The sequence below is a fragment of the Paenibacillus sp. FSL R5-0923 genome (genome assembly GCF_038009145.1).
In the GTDB taxonomy this organism is placed as follows: Bacteria; Bacillota; Bacilli; order Paenibacillales; family Paenibacillaceae; genus Paenibacillus_AQ.
In genome coordinates, this window is the sequence record NZ_JBBPAT010000001.1 from 1,374,545 (window position 1) to 1,395,322 (window position 20,778).

The 20,778-nt window shown below is 45.1% G+C and carries 22 protein-coding genes; all 22 read left to right on the plus strand.

What is annotated here, in order from left to right:
• The first annotated feature begins 5 nt into the window (after positions 1-5).
• Positions 6-1,178 (plus strand): GNAT family N-acetyltransferase, encoded by a 1,173-nt coding sequence (locus tag MKX35_RS05990; RefSeq protein ID WP_076300958.1) that lies wholly within the window; start codon positions 6-8, stop codon positions 1,176-1,178.
• A 386-nt stretch (positions 1,179-1,564) separates the two neighbouring features.
• Positions 1,565-2,026: a CtsR family transcriptional regulator gene (locus tag MKX35_RS05995; protein ID WP_042131251.1), complete on the plus strand. Its 462-nt coding sequence runs from the start codon at positions 1,565-1,567 to the stop codon at positions 2,024-2,026.
• A 30-nt stretch (positions 2,027-2,056) separates the two neighbouring features.
• The gene (locus MKX35_RS06000; protein WP_042192214.1) at positions 2,057-2,581 is read left to right on the plus strand and encodes a UvrB/UvrC motif-containing protein; all 525 of its coding nucleotides are present in this window, start codon (positions 2,057-2,059) and stop codon (positions 2,579-2,581) included.
• A gap of 28 nt (positions 2,582-2,609) precedes the next feature.
• The gene (locus tag MKX35_RS06005; protein WP_042192210.1) at positions 2,610-3,674 is read left to right on the plus strand and encodes a protein arginine kinase; all 1,065 of its coding nucleotides are present in this window, start codon (positions 2,610-2,612) and stop codon (positions 3,672-3,674) included.
• 35 nt (positions 3,675-3,709) lie between these two features.
• Positions 3,710-6,178, plus strand: coding sequence for an ATP-dependent protease ATP-binding subunit ClpC (gene clpC, locus MKX35_RS06010; RefSeq protein WP_076286859.1), 2,469 nt, complete (start codon positions 3,710-3,712; stop codon positions 6,176-6,178).
• 192 nt (positions 6,179-6,370) lie between these two features.
• On the plus strand, positions 6,371-7,738 hold the full coding sequence (gene radA / locus MKX35_RS06015; RefSeq protein ID WP_042131247.1) for a DNA repair protein RadA: 1,368 nt from the start codon (positions 6,371-6,373) through the stop codon (positions 7,736-7,738).
• A 14-nt stretch (positions 7,739-7,752) separates the two neighbouring features.
• Positions 7,753-8,829 carry a DNA integrity scanning diadenylate cyclase DisA gene (gene disA / locus MKX35_RS06020; protein ID WP_042131246.1) on the plus strand — a complete coding sequence of 359 codons (1,077 nt, stop codon included), beginning with the start codon at positions 7,753-7,755 and terminating at the stop codon, positions 8,827-8,829.
• Positions 8,830-8,893: 64 nt separating this feature from the next.
• Positions 8,894-9,631, plus strand: a complete 738-nt coding sequence (gene pssA / locus MKX35_RS06025; protein ID WP_042192208.1) for a CDP-diacylglycerol--serine O-phosphatidyltransferase — start codon at positions 8,894-8,896, stop codon at positions 9,629-9,631.
• A 179-nt stretch (positions 9,632-9,810) separates the two neighbouring features.
• The gene (locus tag MKX35_RS06030; protein WP_076300959.1) at positions 9,811-10,899 is read left to right on the plus strand and encodes a PIN/TRAM domain-containing protein; all 1,089 of its coding nucleotides are present in this window, start codon (positions 9,811-9,813) and stop codon (positions 10,897-10,899) included.
• A gap of 95 nt (positions 10,900-10,994) precedes the next feature.
• Entirely contained in the window at positions 10,995-11,693 is a 699-nt protein-coding gene (ispD, locus tag MKX35_RS06035; protein ID WP_076286858.1) for a 2-C-methyl-D-erythritol 4-phosphate cytidylyltransferase, read from the plus strand.
• Positions 11,690-12,178 carry a 2-C-methyl-D-erythritol 2,4-cyclodiphosphate synthase gene (gene ispF, locus MKX35_RS06040; protein WP_042192203.1) on the plus strand — a complete coding sequence of 163 codons (489 nt, stop codon included), beginning with the start codon at positions 11,690-11,692 and terminating at the stop codon, positions 12,176-12,178. The genes ispD and ispF overlap by 4 nt, the downstream gene beginning before the upstream one ends.
• 53 nt (positions 12,179-12,231) lie before the next feature.
• A complete protein-coding gene (gene gltX, locus MKX35_RS06045) occupies positions 12,232-13,695 on the plus strand; it encodes a glutamate--tRNA ligase (RefSeq protein ID WP_076286857.1) in 1,464 nt (487 codons plus the stop codon).
• A 511-nt stretch (positions 13,696-14,206) separates the two neighbouring features.
• Complete coding sequence (gene cysE / locus MKX35_RS06050) at positions 14,207-14,899, plus strand: serine O-acetyltransferase (RefSeq protein WP_042192199.1); 693 nt, start codon at positions 14,207-14,209, stop codon at positions 14,897-14,899.
• Positions 14,900-14,948: 49 nt separating this feature from the next.
• The gene (cysS, locus tag MKX35_RS06055; RefSeq protein WP_076300960.1) at positions 14,949-16,358 is read left to right on the plus strand and encodes a cysteine--tRNA ligase; all 1,410 of its coding nucleotides are present in this window, start codon (positions 14,949-14,951) and stop codon (positions 16,356-16,358) included.
• Complete coding sequence (locus MKX35_RS06060) at positions 16,355-16,789, plus strand: Mini-ribonuclease 3 (RefSeq protein ID WP_042192194.1); 435 nt, start codon at positions 16,355-16,357, stop codon at positions 16,787-16,789. The genes cysS and MKX35_RS06060 overlap by 4 nt, the downstream gene beginning before the upstream one ends.
• Positions 16,790-16,826: 37 nt before the next feature.
• Positions 16,827-17,591 carry a 23S rRNA (guanosine(2251)-2'-O)-methyltransferase RlmB gene (gene rlmB / locus MKX35_RS06065; RefSeq protein ID WP_042131237.1) on the plus strand — a complete coding sequence of 255 codons (765 nt, stop codon included), beginning with the start codon at positions 16,827-16,829 and terminating at the stop codon, positions 17,589-17,591.
• Between the two features lie 2 nt (positions 17,592-17,593).
• On the plus strand, positions 17,594-18,115 hold the full coding sequence (locus tag MKX35_RS06070; RefSeq protein ID WP_076286854.1) for an NYN domain-containing protein: 522 nt from the start codon (positions 17,594-17,596) through the stop codon (positions 18,113-18,115).
• A 158-nt stretch (positions 18,116-18,273) separates the two neighbouring features.
• Positions 18,274-18,918: an RNA polymerase sporulation sigma factor SigH gene (gene sigH / locus MKX35_RS06075; RefSeq protein WP_036680496.1), complete on the plus strand. Its 645-nt coding sequence runs from the start codon at positions 18,274-18,276 to the stop codon at positions 18,916-18,918.
• A gap of 391 nt (positions 18,919-19,309) precedes the next feature.
• The gene (gene rpmG / locus MKX35_RS06080; RefSeq protein WP_076099620.1) at positions 19,310-19,459 is read left to right on the plus strand and encodes a 50S ribosomal protein L33; all 150 of its coding nucleotides are present in this window, start codon (positions 19,310-19,312) and stop codon (positions 19,457-19,459) included.
• Positions 19,460-19,479: 20 nt separating this feature from the next.
• Positions 19,480-19,671 carry a preprotein translocase subunit SecE gene (gene secE, locus MKX35_RS06085; protein ID WP_036680497.1) on the plus strand — a complete coding sequence of 64 codons (192 nt, stop codon included), beginning with the start codon at positions 19,480-19,482 and terminating at the stop codon, positions 19,669-19,671.
• Positions 19,672-19,692: 21 nt separating this feature from the next.
• Positions 19,693-20,226, plus strand: a complete 534-nt coding sequence (gene nusG / locus MKX35_RS06090; protein ID WP_036680499.1) for a transcription termination/antitermination protein NusG — start codon at positions 19,693-19,695, stop codon at positions 20,224-20,226.
• Positions 20,227-20,301: 75 nt separating this feature from the next.
• Positions 20,302-20,727, plus strand: a complete 426-nt coding sequence (rplK, locus tag MKX35_RS06095; protein WP_042131235.1) for a 50S ribosomal protein L11 — start codon at positions 20,302-20,304, stop codon at positions 20,725-20,727.
• The last annotated feature ends 51 nt before the right edge of the window (positions 20,728-20,778 follow it).

Consider the following 20,778-nt stretch of genomic DNA (forward strand, 5'->3'; position numbering starts at 1 on the left):
AGTTTGTGGTAATAAGACAGTTACGTTCGGAAGAATTCGATGCAAGCATGAACTTGTCAGAATATGCTTTTCAGTACAAGCTTCCTAGTGAAAAAAGAGCAAGTGCTAAGGAAAGATTCAAGCCTGAACAGGTATGGGGTGCTTTTGAGGACGGAACATTGGAAGCTAAATTGACAATTATTCCTTTCCAAGTCTACATACAGGGCAGAGTGGTACCTATGGGTGGTATAGCAGGAGTAGCTACATGGCCAGAGAACCGCAGACAAGGACATGTGGCAAATCTTTTGTCTCATGCACTGCATACGATGAATGAGGCGGGGCAAACGCTCTCTTTTCTACACCCATTCTTGATTCCGTTCTATCGTAAATTTGGCTGGGAAGTTTATTGTGAATATAAGAAATACTCTATTCCAGTAGCGAAATTTCCTAAAAAGGTTGAAGTTGAGGGCAAGGTTAAACGGGACATAAAGGATATCGAAGTATTGGATAGCCTATATACTCGATTCGCTGTCAGTTATAACGGGACACTTAAGCGCGATTTGGACTGGTGGAAGAACTCTGTTCTAGATGATGAAGGAAAGAGTGCAGTATTTTACTCCAAGAGTGGTGAACCAGAGGGATATGTGCTGTATAAGGTAGAGAACAGAGAACTGGTCATTGATGAATTTGTTTTTTTGAATGAACAAGCTCGGCAGGGGCTGTGGACATTTCTTGCGAACCATGATTCGATGGTGACCGGTGCATCCTTAAAGCTGGTGCCTTCAGATGACATATTACCTTTCTTGCTGCCAGATCCACGTATAGGACAAGAGAATTATCCTTATTTTATGGGGCGGATTGTTAATGCCAAGTCATTCATTGAAACTTACGCCTTCAGAGGAAACAGTAGTCAAAAGAAGCAGCTTATATATATCGAAGATAAGTATGCACCTTGGAATGATGGGCTATGGGCATGGAATATCTCTAATGAGGGCTCGGCTACTTTGATTCGAGTGGAAAGGGAACGGGCGGAAGCAGACTTTAGCTGTGATATAGGCACTTTGACGGCCTTGATGCTTGGATACAAACGACCAACAGAGATGGCTCGTTATGGAAGTGTCTCTGGCCACGCAGCAGCACTGGAATGGTTTGAAGAAATTATTCCACAAGCACAGACAGCTTTATTTGATCATTTTTAAAAATATAAGAAAGTATAAGTTTCATGCTATACATTATCCTTATATTTCTCGCATAAACGCTTATCGCCCTAATAAGGATACCGAAGGCGTTTATACTTGACAAAAATTAGGCTCTCCCCTTCGAAAGAAGTTGGGAGAGTTCTTTATTTCCGAATACATTCGCTGAAAAAAGTGAAAAATAAGAGAATCCACTTGGAATTAGCACAGAATATGTTATAATATTAAAAAGTCAAAGAAAGTCAAAGTCAACGAAGCTTAATGACAGCGATCCGATCCTCTGAACACGTGGGATTATCCACAAATGTTTAAGTTCAATTAAAGACCATTGTCATTATGAATGCAAGTTGCAATCGGTATTATAAGATTTAAGCACTGGAGGATGAGTGATGCGCAATATCTCTGATATTATCGAACAATATCTGAAGAATATTTTGCATGAAAGTCCCGAAGGTACGGTGGAAATCCAGCGAAATGACCTGGCGGACCAGTTCTCATGCGTACCGTCACAGATCAATTATGTCATCAGTACACGCTTTACTCTAGAAAAAGGTTATGTGGTGGAAAGTAAGCGTGGTGGCGGGGGATATATTCGTATTCAACGTTTTGAATTACCGCCTAACGTGGCACTGCATGCCCATTTAAACCATACTATAGGTGGCGGGATTGATCAGAACGCTGCTGAAGGGCTGATTTATCAGCTGGAGGAAGCTGGTTTTCTAAGTAAGCGTGAAGCGTGCCTTATGCGCGCTGCTGTTTCTCGGGAATGCCTAACGGTTAAGATTCCATACCGGGATGAGATTCGTGCCAAGATTATGAAGGCGATGTTAATCTCTTTGTTAGGCAAATAATTGTCAACCATAAGGGAGGGGCTTTCGCTTATGCAATGCCAGGAATGTGGCGTCAAGCCGGCAACACTCCACTTCACTAAGATCGTGAATGGAGAGAAGACGGAGTTTCATATCTGCGAGAGCTGTGCACGGGAGAAGGGTGAACTCATTCCCGGAACGGCTGGAGGATTCTCCATCCACAGTCTGCTCTCAGGTCTGCTTGATCTTGAAGGTGCCGGCAAGGAGAAGTCGGCTGCAACGAAGACAACGCAGAGTCTGCAATGTGAGAATTGTGGGATGACGTACTCCCAGTTTAGCAAATTAGGCCGTTTTGGCTGTAGCTCCTGTTATGAATATTTTAACAGTGCACTGGACCCGCTTTTTAAGCGAGTGCATGGCAGTACTTCACATGTAGGTAAGATTCCGAAACGTGCAGGAGCTCAGATTGTGTTTAGACGCCAAATTGATGAACTCAAGCAGGAATTACAGCAAAGTATTACACAAGAAGAATTCGAGAAAGCAGCGGAGCTGCGAGATCAGATTCGTAAACTTGAAAAAGAAATAGCACAAGAGTAAAGTCTTTGATATATAGGGGGGATATGACATGTCAAGTCTCCGATTTACTGAACAAGCGCTTAGTGATTGGATGCGTTCTGGAGGTAGTCACTCCGAGATTGTAATTAGCAGTCGTATGCGTATTGCCCGTAATCTAGAGCATCTTCCGTTCCCAATGCTGGCTTCCTTAGAGCAATCGGAAGAAGTATTAGAGCTACTGGCTCCTGTGTTTCATGAGGAAGCAGCTGCAGATTTCGGATCTTTTCAACTCCTAAAGCTTGATGAAGTGAATGAACTGGACAAAAAGGTATTGGTTGAGAAGCATCTAATCAGTCCTAACTTGGCTAATGATTCGCGCAGTGCGGCCGTCTTATTAAATGAAGATGAGTCGGTCAGCATCATGATTAACGAAGAGGACCATCTGCGAATCCAATGTCTGTTTCCTGGTCTTCAGGTTAGAGAAGCATGGGATCGTGCGACGGCGATCGATGATATATTCGAGGCAGCTGTCAATTACGCTTTTGATGATAAAAGAGGATATTTGACTAGTTGTCCCACCAATGTTGGTACTGGGCTTCGTGCCTCGGTAATGCTGCATCTACCAGCGCTTGTAATGACTCATCAGATCAATCGCATATTGTCTGCAGTGAACCAAGTGGGATTGACTGTAAGAGGAATTTACGGTGAGGGTAGCGAAGCAGTAGGGAACATCTTTCAAATTTCTAATCAGATCACTCTCGGTCAAACGGAAAGTGAAATTATAGAGAACCTTCACAGTGTAGTTACCCAGATTATTGAGCATGAGCGAAATGCACGTGAACGGTTGCTTGTTGATTCCGCCCTGAGAATAACAGACCGAGTGAAGCGTTCTTACGGAATTTTATGTTATGCAGCTCTTATGGAGCTTAAAGAATCTGCTCAACGCCTGTCTGATGTGAGACTTGGGGTTGACCTTGGCATTCTGGAAGGTCTTTCGATTTCAGTGCTTAATGAACTTAACGTTAAGACGCAGCCAGGATTTCTGCAAAAGATGTTCGGCGATGAGCTGAATGCTACTGAACGAGATATGTATCGGGCAAAACTGCTCCGAGAGACACTGGGAACACAACATTAATATAGATATTTATTATTCATGGAGGTGCAGGAGATATGATGTTTGGAAGATTTACGGAACGCGCACAAAAAGTGCTAGCGCTGGCGCAGGAAGAAGCTGTTCGTTTAGGACACAACAATATTGGTACAGAACATATTTTGCTCGGACTTATTCGTGAAGGAGACGGCATTGCTGCTAAGGCATTAATAGCTTTAGGGCTAGGTCTTGAAAAAATCCAGGACGAAGTGGAGACACTGATTGGCAGAGGTCAAGAACAGCCTACGAACATTGCTTATACTCCTCGCGCTAAAAAAGTGATTGAGCTGTCGATGGACGAAGCCCGCAAATTGGGTCATACGTATGTTGGCACTGAGCATATTTTGCTTGGACTTATCCGTGAAGGGGAAGGTGTCGCGGCTCGTGTGCTTAATAACCTCGGCATCAGCTTGAACAAAGCTCGTCAACAAGTTCTTCAGCTCCTAGGAAGCAGCGAGGCTGCCTCTAGTCATAGCGGGACTCCGGCTAACGTCAGCACACCGACCCTAGATGGTCTTGCGCGCGATTTGACCGCCTATGCTAAGGAGGGCAATCTAGATCCAGTTATCGGCCGTAGTAAAGAAATTGAACGTGTTATTCAGGTACTGAGTCGCCGGACTAAGAATAACCCGGTACTGATCGGTGAACCTGGTGTTGGTAAAACAGCTATCGCTGAAGGACTTGCACAAAAGATTATCAATAATGAAATCCCAGAAACACTTCGCGACAAACGCGTCATGACGCTCGACATGGGCTCAGTAGTGGCTGGAACAAAATATCGCGGTGAGTTTGAAGACCGCCTCAAGAAAATTATGGATGAGATTCGCCAAGCAGGTAATATCGTGCTCTTTATCGATGAGCTTCATACACTGATCGGTGCTGGTGGCGCGGAAGGTGCGATTGACGCATCTAACATTCTGAAACCGGCGTTAGCCCGTGGAGAACTTCAGTGCATTGGTGCGACTACGCTTGACGAATATCGTAAATATATTGAAAAAGATGCAGCATTGGAGCGTCGTTTCCAACCGATTACGGTGGATCAGCCTTCTCCAGAGGAAGCGGTCCAAATTCTTTTCGGACTTCGCGATCGTTATGAAGCGCATCACCGTGTGAAGATTACGGATGAAGCTATTGTGGAAGCAGTGAAGTTGTCCGACCGTTACATCCCGGACCGTTTCCTGCCAGATAAAGCGATTGACCTTATCGATGAAGCAGGATCTAAAGTAAGGCTTCACTCTTACACCATCCCGCCAAATCTGAAGGAACTTGAAATGCGCTTGGATGATATCCGCAAGGAGAAAGATTCCGCAGTACAGAGTCAAGAGTTTGAAAAAGCGGCGGCCTTGCGTGATACAGAGCAAAAAATCCGTGAAGAGCTTGATACGACAAAGAATCAATGGAAAGAAAAACAGGGTCGCACGGATTCAGAGGTTACACCTGAAGACATCGCACAGGTTGTAGCTAGCTGGACGGGTATACCTGTAAGCAAGCTGAAGGAAGAGGAGACCGACCGTCTACTTAACATGGAGGCTTTACTACATGAACGAGTGATCGGTCAGGACGAAGCTGTTAAGGCAGTTAGCCGGGCACTACGCCGTGCGCGTGCGGGTCTTAAAGATCCGAAACGTCCAATGGGTTCCTTTATCTTCCTCGGTCCTACAGGTGTAGGTAAAACTGAGTTGGCTCGTGCATTGGCTGAAGCCATGTTCGGCGATGAGAATGCGGTCATTCGTATTGATATGTCGGAATACATGGAGAAGCACTCCACGTCCCGCTTAGTAGGAGCCCCTCCTGGATATGTTGGCTATGAAGAAGGTGGCCAATTAACTGAGAAGGTACGCCGTAAACCTTATTCTGTAGTGCTGCTTGATGAAATTGAAAAAGCGCACCCAGAAGTATTCAATATTCTGCTGCAAGTTCTTGAAGACGGTCGTTTGACTGACTCTAAAGGACGGGTAGTCGATTTCCGTAATACATTAATTATTCTGACTTCTAACGTAGGCGCACAAGCGATCAAGAAGAATTCGACACTTGGATTCACAGCTGTGCAAGATGCTGGAGCAGAATACGGTAATATGAAGGGCAAGGTTATGGAAGAGCTTAAGAAGAGCTTCCGTCCTGAGTTCTTGAACCGGATTGACGAAATCATCGTCTTCCATTCCCTCGATGAGAAGCATATTGCTGAAATCGTTACGTTGATGTCTGATGAGTTGCGCAAGCGGCTGCGTGAATATGATGTTGATTTCGTACTCACGGATGCGGCGAAGGCTTTCCTGGCTAAGGAAGGTTACGACCCAGCCTTTGGTGCACGTCCATTGCGTCGTGCGATTCAGAAGCATATTGAAGACCGTCTTTCCGAGGAATTGTTGAGAGGAAATATCCAAAAGGGTGATTCGCTCAACATTGATGAAGTTGGCGGAGAACTTGTAGTGAATAAAGTGAATGCTCCTGTAGCGCCATTGCTTGAAAAAGAAGTAGAATCCGAATAAAAAAACGGAATAAAAAAAGCTTCCGCTCCTCAGTTTATAGAGGGGCGGAAGCTTTTTTAATATAAATTTATCACTTAAAAATATACATTTAGTACAAATTCCGAATGACCTTTCGTTAAAGGGGCAGAAATGGTAAACTTTCATTAGAAGAAAATATCCGCAATTTAAAAGTTCGGACCGTAAGGAGAACAAATGGCTAAACCAAAAACTAAATTTTTTTGCACCGATTGTGGATACGAATCGCCAAAATGGTTCGGAAAATGTCCCGGGTGCCAAGCTTGGAACTCCATGGTGGAGGAAACGGAAAGCGTAGTCAAAACACAGGGAATGAATGCCCCTATTTTTCATAGTAAAGAAAAGGCACAATCGATCATAAGTATAGAAAGTGACAAGGAACCGCGCATACTGACAGGTATAGGTGAGCTTAACCGTGTTCTCGGTGGGGGGATCGTACCAGGATCGCTGGTACTAGTAGGGGGAGACCCAGGAATCGGTAAATCTACGCTCTTATTACAGACGTCGCATGCTCTGACAACTCAGGGATTGCGAGTGCTGTATATTTCGGGCGAAGAATCGGTAAGGCAAACTAAACTACGTGCGGATCGCCTCGGTGCGTTGTCAGCTGAGCTATATGTACTATGTGAGACGAATATGGAAAGCATAGAAGAAGCGATTGAACAAATTCAGCCGCAATTTCTTGTTATCGATTCGATTCAGACTGTATTTATGCCAGAAGTAACTAGTGCGCCAGGCAGTGTGACCCAGGTTCGGGAATGTACGACAAGATTTATGCGTATCGCTAAGATTCGGGGAATTGCTACAGTTCTCGTTGGGCATGTCACCAAGGAAGGCGCTATTGCAGGCCCACGGATGCTTGAACATATGGTGGATTGTGTGCTGTATTTTGAGGGAGAGCGGCATCATACGTATAGACTCCTGCGGGCTGTAAAGAACCGCTTCGGTTCAACGAATGAAATCGGCATTTTCGAAATGGGTGAAGTGGGTCTAACAGAAGTAGAAAATCCATCGGAGCTCTTCTTATCGGAGCGTCCACTCGGCGTAGCCGGATCTACAGTTGTGGCTAGTATGGAAGGGACTAGACCGGTGCTTGTTGAGCTTCAGGCTCTTATCGCTGCCACTCATTTCCCCTCCCCACGCCGGGTGTGCACAGGTATGGATCACCAGCGGATGGCACTCATTATCGCTGTACTTGAGAAGCGGATGGGCATGTTCCTGCAAAATCAGGATGCATACCTTAATGTTGCTGGAGGCGTGAAGCTGGATGAACCGGCGATTGATTTAGCAGTAGCTGTTAGTATCGCTTCCAGCTTTCGTGATATTTCAACAAAACCTTACGATGTTTTCTTCGGTGAAGTAGGACTTACAGGTGAAGTAAGAGGTGTTTCACGCGCGGAAATGCGTGTGAAGGAGGCCGCGAAGCTAGGCTTCCGGCGGGTGATCATGCCAGAGAAAAGTTTGAAGGGCTGGAAGCACCCGCAAGATATCCAGATTATTGGCGTCAGTACCGTAGCAGATGCACTATCGGTCGCGTTAGATTAGGGGGCACAGGGATTATGAAAGAATATAACCAATTAGAGAATATGAATGATCTGCTCAGACTGGCGGCACCGGGGACACCCTTTCGGGAAGGTCTTGAGAATGTGCTGCGCGCTAAGACGGGAGCACTAATCGTCGTTGGGTATAGTCCTGAGGTGATGGAGGTAGTGGATGGAGGATTCTCCATTAACTGCGATTTTTCGCCCAATTATTTATATGAGCTCGCCAAAATGGACGGTGCCATTATTCTTAGTGAGGATTTGAAACGAATTTTGTATGCAAATACACAGCTAATTCCGGATTCGTCCATCTCTTCAATCGAGACAGGCATTCGTCACCGGACCGCCGAGCGCGTAGCGAAGCAAACAGGTAAACTGGTTGTTTCTATTTCACAGCGCCGCAATATCATTACCCTGTATCAAGGTTCCATTCGGTATGCGTTAAAAGAAATCGGAGCTATTTTGGCTAAAGCTAATCAAGCGATTCAGACCCTCGAAAAGTACAAAGCGGTTCTTACACAAGGACTGACGAATTTGTCTGCTTCGGAGTATGAGGGAATCGTAACCGTAGCTGAAGTGGTCGGAGTGATTCAGCGGGTAGAGATGGTTCTACGCATAAAAATGGAGATCAAACGATATATAAATGAACTAGGCAATGAAGGACGCTTAATCAGCATGCAGATGGAAGAACTGGTTGGAAATACAGAGGAAGAAGCATGGCTCCTATACAGAGACTATGCTAAGGAAGAGCAAGAAGATAAAATTCGTGAAATTATTGCCGGTCTCAAACGTATTAGTGATGATGACCTAATGGATGACAACCATATTGCTCGATTGCTGGGCTACTCTTCTACGGCAATTTCTTCCGAAGAGGTGGTTACTCCGCGTGGATATCGTCTGCTCAACAAGATTCCGCGGCTTCCAAATGTGATCATTCATAATCTGGTGGAGCGGTTTGAAATGCTGCCTAATTTGATGTCTGCAAGCATAGCTGAACTGGATGAAGTGGACGGAATTGGGGAGGTGCGGGCTCGTAATATTCAGGATGGGCTCAAACGTTTACAGAAGCAAGTTCTTATTGACAGGCAAATGTAAATAACATACAATCACGTAATATTGGAGCTGTTTAAGGCCAATGTGAGAAAATTGAGGTGAAGGAATGATACAAAAATCAATTCCGAGTCTTTTTACCATAGGTAACTTGATGCTCGGAATGTTTGGTATCATGATGGCGTTTGACGGTAAAGTTAGCATGGCCGCTATCATGGTTATTATTGCTATGCTGTTAGACGGATTGGATGGCCGAGTTGCTCGTGCACTTAAATGTGAGAGTGAATTTGGTAAGGAACTGGACTCTTTGTCTGATGTCGTTTCTTTTGGAGTAGCACCGGCTGTTATTATGTACGTCTCAAGCCTGCATGATTTAAATTCTGCATTAGCCTGGACAGTAACTGCAATTTTCCCGGTGTTTGGTGCATTGCGCCTAGCTCGCTTTAATGTTCATCCAGGAGTTCCTGGTTATTTCATCGGATTGCCAATTCCTGCTGCTGGTGGTGTACTTGCCACATTAGCTCTTTTTAATAAAGATGTTTCTGCTCCATTTATGATCGTGGCTACATTGCTCTTATCATATTTGATGGTCAGCACTGTTAAATATCCTAATTTTAAGAAGGTTGGATTACCTAAAAAAGTGGTTGTCGGAGCGCCAGTAGTCATTGTTGTTGCCGTGGCTGTTGCTGTTGTGTTCCCTGAACAAATTGCTAAGCTAATCTTCGTCTTACTTGGGATTTACGCGTTATATGGTTTTAAACAAAACATCGATCGATTGACAGCCAGACGCCGTCACCGTCGTAGAAGACGTTCTGAAGATAAAGTGTATCACTCGAAGAACGGTTAAAGCAGTCTTGTAGTAAGGTTGAACTAATATAATTATAGCTAGAGGCTTTGTCGTCCTTAGGGGATGGCAAAGCCTTTTTGCAATTCCAGCGCTACCCCAAGTTTATCGTCTTGAAAATTGGAACATACTGGTGAGGTATAGATCATTCAAGGATGAATAAAAAGGAGGTGCGTTAGGTTATGTGGAAAAAAGTGATATTGTCTTTTGCTTTAATATGTGGTGCTTGGTCTGGTTTTTCGCTATACAATGCGCTTGAAAGAGGATTCCCCAAGGGGATGGAAAAGCTGAGTGAAAGTTTACCTGTAGAGGGAAGCATTTTATTTACGGTGCTGGGTGCCATTATTTTTTTGTTTGCGGGGTCTTTATGCGCGGAATGGGGAGGTTCAAAACTGCGGGAGGCGGTTCTGTACTGTTCGCGTATACCAATGAATGAATTGGCTGCAGGTGCAGCTGGGCTTACAGGGGGGCTTTTGCTATCTCTTCTGTTATATCCTGCTATGATTTGGCTTGGAAAAGCTGGGCAGTTGCTGCAGGTACCCGTTACGTTAGCTTTTGGATATATGGGGCTGCGGATCGGTCTGGAGAAAAAAGAGGAACTAGCTGCACTTTGGACAACTGGACGCTGGGGGCAAGCGGCTGAACCGGAAGGTCGTGGCCTGGAGGAGCATAAAATCCTCGATACAAGCGTTATTATTGATGGTCGGATCGCCGACATTTGCAAAACTGGATTTATTGAGGGAACGATTGTCATACCGGAATTCGTACTTGAGGAGCTCCAGCATATCGCAGATTCTTCCGATCTACTGAAACGTAATCGCGGACGGCGGGGACTTGATATTCTCAATAAAATCCAAAAAGAGCTCGATGTGAAGGTATTAATCTACGAGGGAGATTTTGAAGAAATCTCTGAGGTGGATAGTAAGCTGGTGAAGTTAGCGAAGGTACTGCGAGGTAAAGTAGTTACCAATGACTTTAACTTGAATAAGGTTTGCGAATTACAAGGAGTCTCAGTCCTGAATATTAATGATCTTGCGAATGCCGTGAAGCCCGTAGTGTTGCCTGGTGAGGAAATCGTAGTTCAGGTCATTAAGGATGGCAAAGAGCATGGACAAGGCGTAGCCTATTTAGACGATGGAACAATGATCGTTGTGGAAGGCGGACGGGAATATATCGGAACTACGATGGAGGTTCTCGTCACGAGTGTGCTTCAAACTTCAGCTGGACGGATGATATTTGCGAAGCCAAAGCTCTTGGAAAAAGCACAATAAGCGTAGATAAAGTGCATGGCAAATGTCCTATGGGTTGGAAATGCCCGCCAAACACGTTATGATGGGAATATACGTGAAAGACAGGAGCCTGAGTAATGTCAAACGGTGTGGGCGTCGTCATTGTGGCGGCAGGCAGAGGAACGCGAATGGGGACTGTAGAGAGCAAGCAATATCTGTTACTGCAGGGTAAACCAATCATCGTTCATACGCTGGAAGTATTTCAGCAGCACGAATTGATTTCTGAAATCGTGCTCGTAACCGGTAAGGAAGATATTGAGCGCTGCCGGGAATGGATACAGCTCTATAAGCTGGACAAGGTTAAGGCTATAGTACCTGGTGGATCTGAGCGTCAGCATTCCGTACATAAAGGATTGTTGAAACTTACGACACAGTGGGTAATGGTACATGATGGTGTTCGTCCGTTTGTGCAGCCGAATGAAATTGAGGCATGTTACGAGCGAGCGAAGCAGATCGGTGCTTCAGTTCTTGCTGTACCAGTCAAAGATACGATCAAACAGGTAGATAACGAAGGCAAAGTACTGTCTACGCCGGATCGGCGAAGTCTGTGGGCGATTCAAACCCCGCAGACTTTTCGTCTTTCTGAATTGCTGGATGCCTATGCGGCCGCGGAGCGGGATGGATTTCTAGGTACTGATGATTCCAGCTTGGCAGAGCGTGCTGGTATTCCGGTTTCTGTGGTAGAGGGAAGCTACAGAAATATTAAGATTACGACGCCAGATGATTTGGATTTTGCAGAATTCACAGAAAGAAACAGGGGAGAGGGACAATCATGATCGCTGTAGGACAAGGGTTTGATGTACATCAACTGGTTGAGGGAAGGCCTTGTATTATTGGAGGCGTTACGATTCCTTATGAAAAAGGATTAGTAGGACATTCCGATGCCGATGTGCTGCTGCACGCAGTAAGTGACGCGATTCTAGGCGCACTAGGACTTGGTGATATTGGCAGACATTTTCCGGACACAGATCCAGCGTTTAAGGACGCGGATAGCTTGAAATTATTAGAACAAGTGTGGGCACTTGCTAGCGAGCGAGGTTATAAGCTTGGAAATATCGATTCAACGATTATTGCCCAAAAACCAAAGATGGCGCCATACATTCCACAAATGACGGAGATTATCGCTCGTGCGCTTCACGCGGACCCGTCCAAGGTGAACGTTAAAGCTACGACTACTGAACAGCTTGGTTTTGCCGGTCGTGGTGAAGGAATTGCCGCACAATCTATTGTCTGTCTACTCCAAGATGTGATATCATCTTGAGATGGTCTAAGTAGCAAATCTAAGTTTTAACCATATGAAGCGGAGGGAATATAATGACGGATCAAGTCCGGGTGCGTTACGCACCGAGCCCTACGGGACATTTACATATAGGTAACGCCAGAACGGCGCTGTTTAACTATCTGTTCGCCCGTAATAAAGGCGGTAAATTCATTATCAGAATTGAAGATACAGACGTGAAGCGCAATGTCGCAGGCGGTGAAGAGAGCCAGCTTAAGTATTTGAAATGGCTAGGCATGGATTGGGATGAGAGTGTTGATGTTGGCGGAGAGTACGGACCTTACCGCCAGACTGAACGTCTTGACCTATATCGTGTATATTGGCAGGATTTGCTGGATAAAGGTTTGGCTTACCGCTGTTACTGCACAGAGGAAGAACTGGAAGCAGAACGTGAAGAACAGACTGCACGTGGAGAAACCCCTCGTTATTCCGGCAAACACCGTGATTTGACGGAAGAACAACGCCTTGCCTTTGAAGCTGAGGGACGAGTAGCTAGCATTCGCTTCCGTGTACCAGAAGATCGTACGTACACGTTCGATGATATCGTAAAAGGTACTATTTCTTTTGATACGAAAGAAATGGGTGATTTTGTTATCGTGAAGAAGGACGGAATTCCGACCTATAACTTTGCGGTAGCTGTTGATGATTATTTGATGGCTATCACCCATGTACTACGTGGGGAAGATCATATTTCCAACACACCACGTCAGCTTATGATCTATGAGGCTCTTGGTTGGAAACCCCCAATATTTGGTCATATGACACTGATTGTCGGTGACAACCATAAGAAGCTTAGCAAGCGGGATCAATCTGTAATTACATTTATTGAGCAATATGATGAATTGGGTTACTTGCCTGAGGCTTTGGTTAACTTCATTTCTCTACTGGGCTGGTCGCCAGAGGGAGAAGAGGAGATCTTCAGTAAAGAAGAACTTATTTCTATTTTTGATGCGGACCGTTTGTCCAAAAGTCCGGCTGTATTCGATAAGTACAAGCTGGCGCATCTAAATAATCACTATATTAAGCATGCTGATCCTAAACGGATCTCGGCATTAGCGATTCCACATCTGCAAAAAGCGGGGAAAATACCGGCTGAGCTGAATGATGAGCAGCAGGCATGGGCAGAAAGCCTTGTAGCACTGTATCAAGAGCAGATGAACTCTGCCTCCGATATCGTAGAGCTATCTGAACTATTCTTCCGCAGCCATCTGGAGTTAGAAACAGAAGCGGCGCAGGTTCTGGCGGAAAGCCAAGTGCCTGAAGTCTTGTCTGCTTTCCTAGCTAAGGTTGAAGCTTGTCAGGATTTCAGTGCTAGTAATATGGCTGTACTGATTAAGGAAGTGCAGAAAGAAACAGGGCACAAAGGCAAAGCGCTCTTTATGCCGATACGTGTGGCTTTGACCGGACAAACGCACGGACGTGATCTTAATATAACGATTGCTTTGCTCGGCCAAAACCGTGTCATCGAACGTTTGAAATCACAAATTAAAGGAGCTTAAGGTAGCATTACTTATCATTAAGCCTCTTGTCAGTCCCTTATCTTTTACGCTAAGATAGAACCATATGATAATAGCTGTGATCAGGAGAAGTACGTCCATAAAGGCAATTGCCAGAGAGAATAACCGAGAAAGGGATACCCTTTCGGGCTGGGAGTTATTCATTTGTCCGGGGCAGAACATGCGCCTGTGAGCTGCACGGTTGAACGATCCTAAAGGCTCGTTAGATCGTGCCGGGTACATCGCCGTTAATGATGCCAAGTGGAACGAAGGAACTCTGCCGATGGTAACAACAGCAGTCTGTTTGATTCGTTCAAGCAGAGTGGAACCGCGGTTAAACGTCTCTGCAGCTTTATGCTGCAGGGGCTTTTTTTGTTTCAGGGTATCTTTTCTAATATAACAAACCAAGCAAACACCCACAGCATATGTATGATAAGAATGATGGATTGGAGACAATACCTTCCTTGTGTACCTGTAAACAGGAGATGGGGGAGTCAAGAAGAGAGGAACCGTGATGTTTAAGCATATTAAGTCGGACATTCGGGCGGTATTTGATAACGATCCCGCTGCCCGCAGCTGGTTCGAGGTTGTCTTCACATATGCAGGGTTGCACGCCATTTGGGGTCACCGGATTGCCCATTCTTTTTTCAAACGCCGCTGGTATACAATGGCCCGTATGGTCTCACAGTTTAGTAGATTTATGACCGGTGTTGAAATCCATCCCGGAGCTGTCATCGGAAATAGGCTGTTTATCGACCATGGTATGGGGATTGTTATTGGGGAAACCTGTGAAATCGGTGATGATGTTATTATCTATCAAGGTGTTACACTTGGGGGGACAGGGAAAGAAAAAGGTAAGCGCCATCCCACAGTTGGCAACAATGTAGTTATTGGTTCTGGTGCGAAGGTATTAGGATCGTTTCGTATCGGCGACAATTCAAATATAGGTTCGAATGCGGTTGTGCTGCGTGAAGTTCCAAATAACAGTACAGTAGTAGGAAATCCGGGCCGTGTAGTAAAACGTAACGGTGAACGTGTATCCGATCGCTTGGATCATACCAAGATGCCAGACCCGCTTGTAGATTCACTTCGCTTTCTGCAAAAAGAGATCGAAGAGATCAGAGAGAAGCTTGGCGAAGAAGATAAACAAAAGACCGCGCAGCGGCTAGTCGAAACTCAGCAGTACATTGGTGATTACGAAATTTAAGCATATCCGGTACTTAAGGAATCGGGACAACAGAAAGGGTTGGAATAGGATGGCTTTACAAATTTACAACACAATGACACGCAGCAAGGAGCAGTTTGTGCCCCAAGAGTCGGGCAAAGTGAAAATGTATGTATGTGGTCCAACCGTTTATGGATATATGCATATCGGAAATGCTAGACCTATTATTGTCTTTGATATGGTCCGGAATTATTTGGAGCAACTCGGCAATGAGGTACGGTATGTTACGAACTTCACAGATGTAGATGATAAACTGATACGCAAAGCAGAAGAAATGAACACTTCAGTAGCAGAGGTTGCTGAGATTTTTATTAATGCTTATCGTGAGGATCTTGAAGGGCTTGGAGTAAAACCGGCAACATTGAATCCGCGGGTAACAGAGAGCATGGAGCTGATCATTGGATTCATTAAAGAGCTTGAGGAAAAAGGGTATGCCTACGAGAGTGGTGGCGATGTATACTACCGTACTTCCAAATTTGAAGAATATGGTAAGCTGTCCCGTCAGAATCTAGATGAATTACAGTTTGGTATTCGCGTGGAGGTAGACTCACGGAAAGAGAAACCTGAGGACTTTGTGCTGTGGAAAGCAGCAAAACCAGGTGAAGTGTACTGGCAGAGCCCGTGGGGAAATGGACGCCCAGGCTGGCATATTGAATGCTCGGCCATGGCAAGAGAGTTCTTGGGGGATACGATGGACATCCACGGGGGTGGACAAGATTTGCAGTTCCCGCATCATGAATGCGAATGCGCTCAGACAGAAGCTCTGACGGGTAAGCCACTCTCTAATTACTGGATGCATAATGGATTTATCAACATCGGTGATGAAAAAATGTCGAAATCATTGGGTAACGGATGGCTTGTGAAAGATATCCGTGGGCAATTTAAAGCTGGAACTATTCGTTATTTCATGCTATCGACCCATTATCGTAATCCGTTGAACTTCTCGGTGGATTCAATGACTTCAGCTGAAAAGAGCGTAGAACGTATCTCACTTGCAGAAAGTAACGTTAAGCATCGTCTTGAACTTGCTGCTGAAGGTGCTCAGGGTGAGGTCAGCTTAGAGATTAATGATAAGTTATCTGCTATTGTGGCCAATTTTCATGCTAGAATGCAGGATGACTTTAATACCCCTGATGCGATTACGGCTATGTTTGATTGGGTGAGTCTTGCAAACCATACCCTTGCGAATAGTGAAGCAGCCCCTGCTGATTTTGCTGCGTTGCTGCAAGCTTTTGGGGAAATGAATGCTGTGCTGCGTTTGACACCTGAGCATGAGGAAGAAGAGATCGCGAGTGAAGAAGTTGAACAATTGATCGCGGAGCGGGTTGAAGCGCGTAAAAATAAGAATTGGAGCCGGTCCGATGAGATTCGTGATGAATTAGGTCGCTTGGGCATATTGCTTGAGGATACTCCGCAAGGAATGCGGTGGCGGCGGAAATGAGTGAGGAACGCAAGTTTCAGAACGGGTGGTTTCCTTACGAGCCTTCCAAACCTGCGCGACTCCTCTCGCCAATTGTGCTTGCCTATGTAGGAGATGCCATTTACGAAGTGTCAGTTCGCCAGTATTTAGTATCTCTTCCGAATTTGCGCCCAAACCATTTGCATCGCTCTGCTACAGGACTTGTATCCGCTAAGGCGCAGAGTGCAATTCTTGGATTTTTGGAGCCAAGTCTCACAGAAGAGGAAAAAGATGTCGCCCGTCAGGGGAGAAATGCTAAATCGGGAAGTATTCCTAAGAATGCAGATGTGCTTGAATACCGTCATGCTACTGCTTTTGAGTGTCTGATAGGTTACTTATACTACACAGGTCAACAGGAGAGAATACAAGAAATTGTGAACAGTGGCATACAGTTTATGTTGAAACAGCCGTGATAAGGCTTTTGCGAAATAGAGAATAGGAGAAGTGAACATGGAAGAAGATTTGAAGACAGAAGAGGAAATATTGGCTGGGAAGCATTCAGTGCTTGAGGCGCTTCGTGCGGGTCGTACATTAAATAAAATATGGATTGCAGAAACGGCTCAGAAGCATCTGACCGCACCAATCGTCGCTGAAGCACGTAAAGCGGGGATTGTCATTCAGCATGTGGACAAGCGTAAACTGGATCAGCTTGCTCCTGGAGTTCAACATCAGGGGGTAGTTGCTCAAGCCGCACCTTTTGCCTATGTCGAGGTAGATGATCTGCTGGCTGCAGCTGAAGCCAAAGGAGAGCCTGCATTCTTGATTTTGCTGGATGAGATTGAAGATCCTCATAACCTGGGGTCCATTCTGCGGACAGCAGATTGTACTGGAGTGCATGGGGTAATCGTACCTAAACGTCGTTCGGCTCAGATTACTGCTACCGTCTCCAAAACATCGGCGGGTGCCGTGGAATATGTTCCGGTTGCGCGAGTCACTAACCTAGGTCAGACCATTGATCGTCTGAAAGAGCAGGGAGTCTGGGTAGTAGGTACGGATGTGGATACAGATCAGAATCTGTTTGGATCCAATATTTTCACAGGACCGGTAGCTGTTGTAATCGGTAATGAGAATAAAGGAATGGGACGCCTGATTCGTGAAAAATGTGATGTATTACTTAAGCTGCCGATGGCCGGAAAGATCAATTCATTAAATGCCTCTGTCGCCGCAGGAGTCATTATGTATGAAGTGGTACGCCTTCGGCAACAGCAGGGATAACTATGGCCGACTGGCGCGATGTGCTGCTTGTGGACGGGTACAATATGATCGGTGGCTGGCCGGAACTTGCGGCACTGTCCCAGATTGGTATGCAGGAAGCACGCGACCGCTTGATGGATTTGCTGGCTGATTACCAGGCTTACTCAGGACGACGAGTTATTGCTGTGTTTGATGCATACCGCGTTCCAGGATTGGGTCGGTCATTTGTCCAGGGCAAAGTCCAGGTGTTTTTCACCAAGGAAAAAGAAACCGCAGATGAATGCATTGAGCGATTGGTTGGAGAATTTAGCAACCGACGTCGACAGATCTATGTTGCAACAAGTGACTTTGTGGAGCAACATATTATTTTCGCCCAAGGTGCACTGCGGATTTCTGCAAGAGAATTGCACCTAGAAATTGAAGAGAACCAGAAACAAGTGAAAAAAGCTATCGAACCGGGAAGTATCAGTTCTACACGTCATTCTTTGGAAGACAAACTGCCTCCTGATGTGCGGAGTAAATTGGAAAATTGGCGTAGGCAGTGACAAGAGGAAAGATTTAGGCGATATTTTTATTCCATTTTATGCTATTCCAGATTGTTTTTGGACAAATCCGGTTGACGGTGTAAGGTAACATAATATATACTGATCCTATATTTCGCGAAGTAACGATGTGTCTTGCGTTGCAGCCGGGGGGATTCTTGGTGAGTGTCGACCTCAAGGAAATAATGCTATCCGAGTATGATTTCATAAGTGATGAAGATATTGTCGAGGCTTTCCGTGGTGGCGACAGTGGCGCATTGGAACACTTAATTAATAAATACCGTAATTTTGTACGTGCTAAAGCCCGCTCTTATTTCTTGATCGGGGCAGATCGTGAAGATATTGTTCAAGAAGGAATGATTGGTCTATATAAGGCTATTCGTGACTTTAAAGGTGACAAGCTCTCTTCATTCAAGGCTTTTGCTGAGCTCTGCATAACACGTCAGATTATAACTGCTATTAAGACGGCCACGCGTCAGAAGCATATTCCGCTCAATTCTTATGTTTCTTTGGATAAGCCCATTTATGATGAAGATTCCGACCGGACGCTTATGGATGTCATTTGTGGAACTCAGGTACTAGATCCAGAAGAGCTAATTATCAATCAAGAAGAATTCATTGGACTTGAAGATAAGATGGCGGAGATTTTAAGTGACCTAGAGCGTAAGGTTCTGATGTTGTATTTAGACGGACGATCTTATCAGGAAATTGCTGAAGATCTGAAGCGGCATGTGAAATCTATTGACAACGCTTTACAACGAGTAAAGCGGAAATTAGAAAGATATCTAGAAGTGCGTGACAATTAATGATATAATGAACACAAGAGGGCTCGTACATCGAGTTCTTTTTTTTAGTCTCATGAAATTGCTTAGATAGAATTAGGAGCTAACACCATAAATTTCTATTTGAGTTGATTTTAGTTGTTGCCGTTGAGGGTAGGTTTATACACAGTCGGAATGCCCCATAATGATAAGGAAGACAGCGAAGTGTGAGGAAGAGATAGACCCAAGGACAGGGTACGGCCATATGACTATAACACCCGAAATTACCCAGTGCAGAACGGAATTCTTTCGTTGACACAGACCTTGACATTATGCTAAAGTGTTTTAGGTAGGCCTAAATTCGCGGCTTTTTTTAGGATCAATATTTACGTCTTCTAATTGTATTGTTAGAAGGACGTCTCGGGAGGTGCACATCATGCGGGTAATTATCACTTTGGCTTGTACAAGTTGCAAACAAAGAAACTATGCGACTACCAAAAACAAGCGAAATCACCCCGACCGCATGGAGATGAAGAAATTTTGCAAGTATTGTAACTCGCAAACTCCTCATCGCGAAACCAGATAGTCTGTGGAGGTGTAGTCGGCATGAAACGTAGTTTCAAGTCTATGTTTTCCTTTTTCACTGAGAGCTGGAGTGAACTCAAAAAAGTTCGCTGGCCAAGTCGTAAAGAATTGACCAACTATACATTGATCGTTCTCGGTACAATTGTAGTTGTCGCTATTTACTTCTGGGTTCTGGACATCGGTATTTCCGCTGTGATTGAAGCGATTATTTAGAGAGGTCCCAGGTGGCTTGATATGGAAAAAAGATGGTATGTCGTTCATACCTATTCTGGGTATGAGAATAAGGTCAAAGCCAATTTGGAAAAGCGCGTTGAGTCCATGGGCATGGAAGACAAAATATTCCGCGTTCTTGTTCCTATGGAAGAAGAAATCGTAAACAAAGACGGTAAGAAAAAAACCGTTATGCGTAAAGTTTACCCGGGTTATGTTTTGGTGGAAATGGTTCAGACTGATGATTCCTGGTATGTTGTCCGCAATACTCCGGGCGTTACTGGATTTGTTGGTTCGACAGGCTCAGGGTCTAAACCAACAGCTTTGCTTCCGGAAGAGGTAGAACAAATTCTGAAGCATATGGGCATGGTTGAACCTAAAGCGAAGATTGATTTCGAAATCAAGGAATCCGTACGTATTATGGTTGGTCCGTTTGCGAATTTTGTGGGATCCGTGGAAGAAATTTTGGCTGACAAGAGCAAGATCAAAGTGCATGTGAACATGTTTGGACGGGAAACCCCGCTAGAGTTGGATTTCACTCAAGTGGAGAAAATATAACATAAGCTAAGGGTTTCTTGTGGGAGAGCGCCAATGGCGTTCGAAGACCACTATTTTTGCAAGGAGGTGTCACTCATGGCTAAAAAAGTTATTAAAATGGTGAAACTGCAGATTCCTGCAGGGAAAGCGAATCCAGCGCCTCCAGTAGGTCCGGCGTTAGGTCAAGCAGGTGTCAACATCATGGCATTCTGTAAGGAATTTAATGCTCGTACTGCCGACCAGGCTGGCTTGATCATTCCGGTTGAAATTACAGTATTTGAAGACCGTTCCTTTACGTTCATCACTAAAACTCCTCCGGCTGCTGTTCTGCTTCGCATCGCTGCTAAAGTAGAAAAAGGATCCGGCGAACCAAACAAGAAAAAAGTAGCAAAAATCGGCCGCGCTGCGGTTCGTGAAATTGCTGAAACAAAAATGCCAGACCTTAACGCTGCATCTGTAGAAGCTGCAATGCGTATGGTTGAAGGTACTGCTCGCAGTATGGGTATCACAATCGAAGACTAGTAGTTTTCGAAGAATCGGTCATTCGTGACCCGCAAGTATGTGGGAGGAATT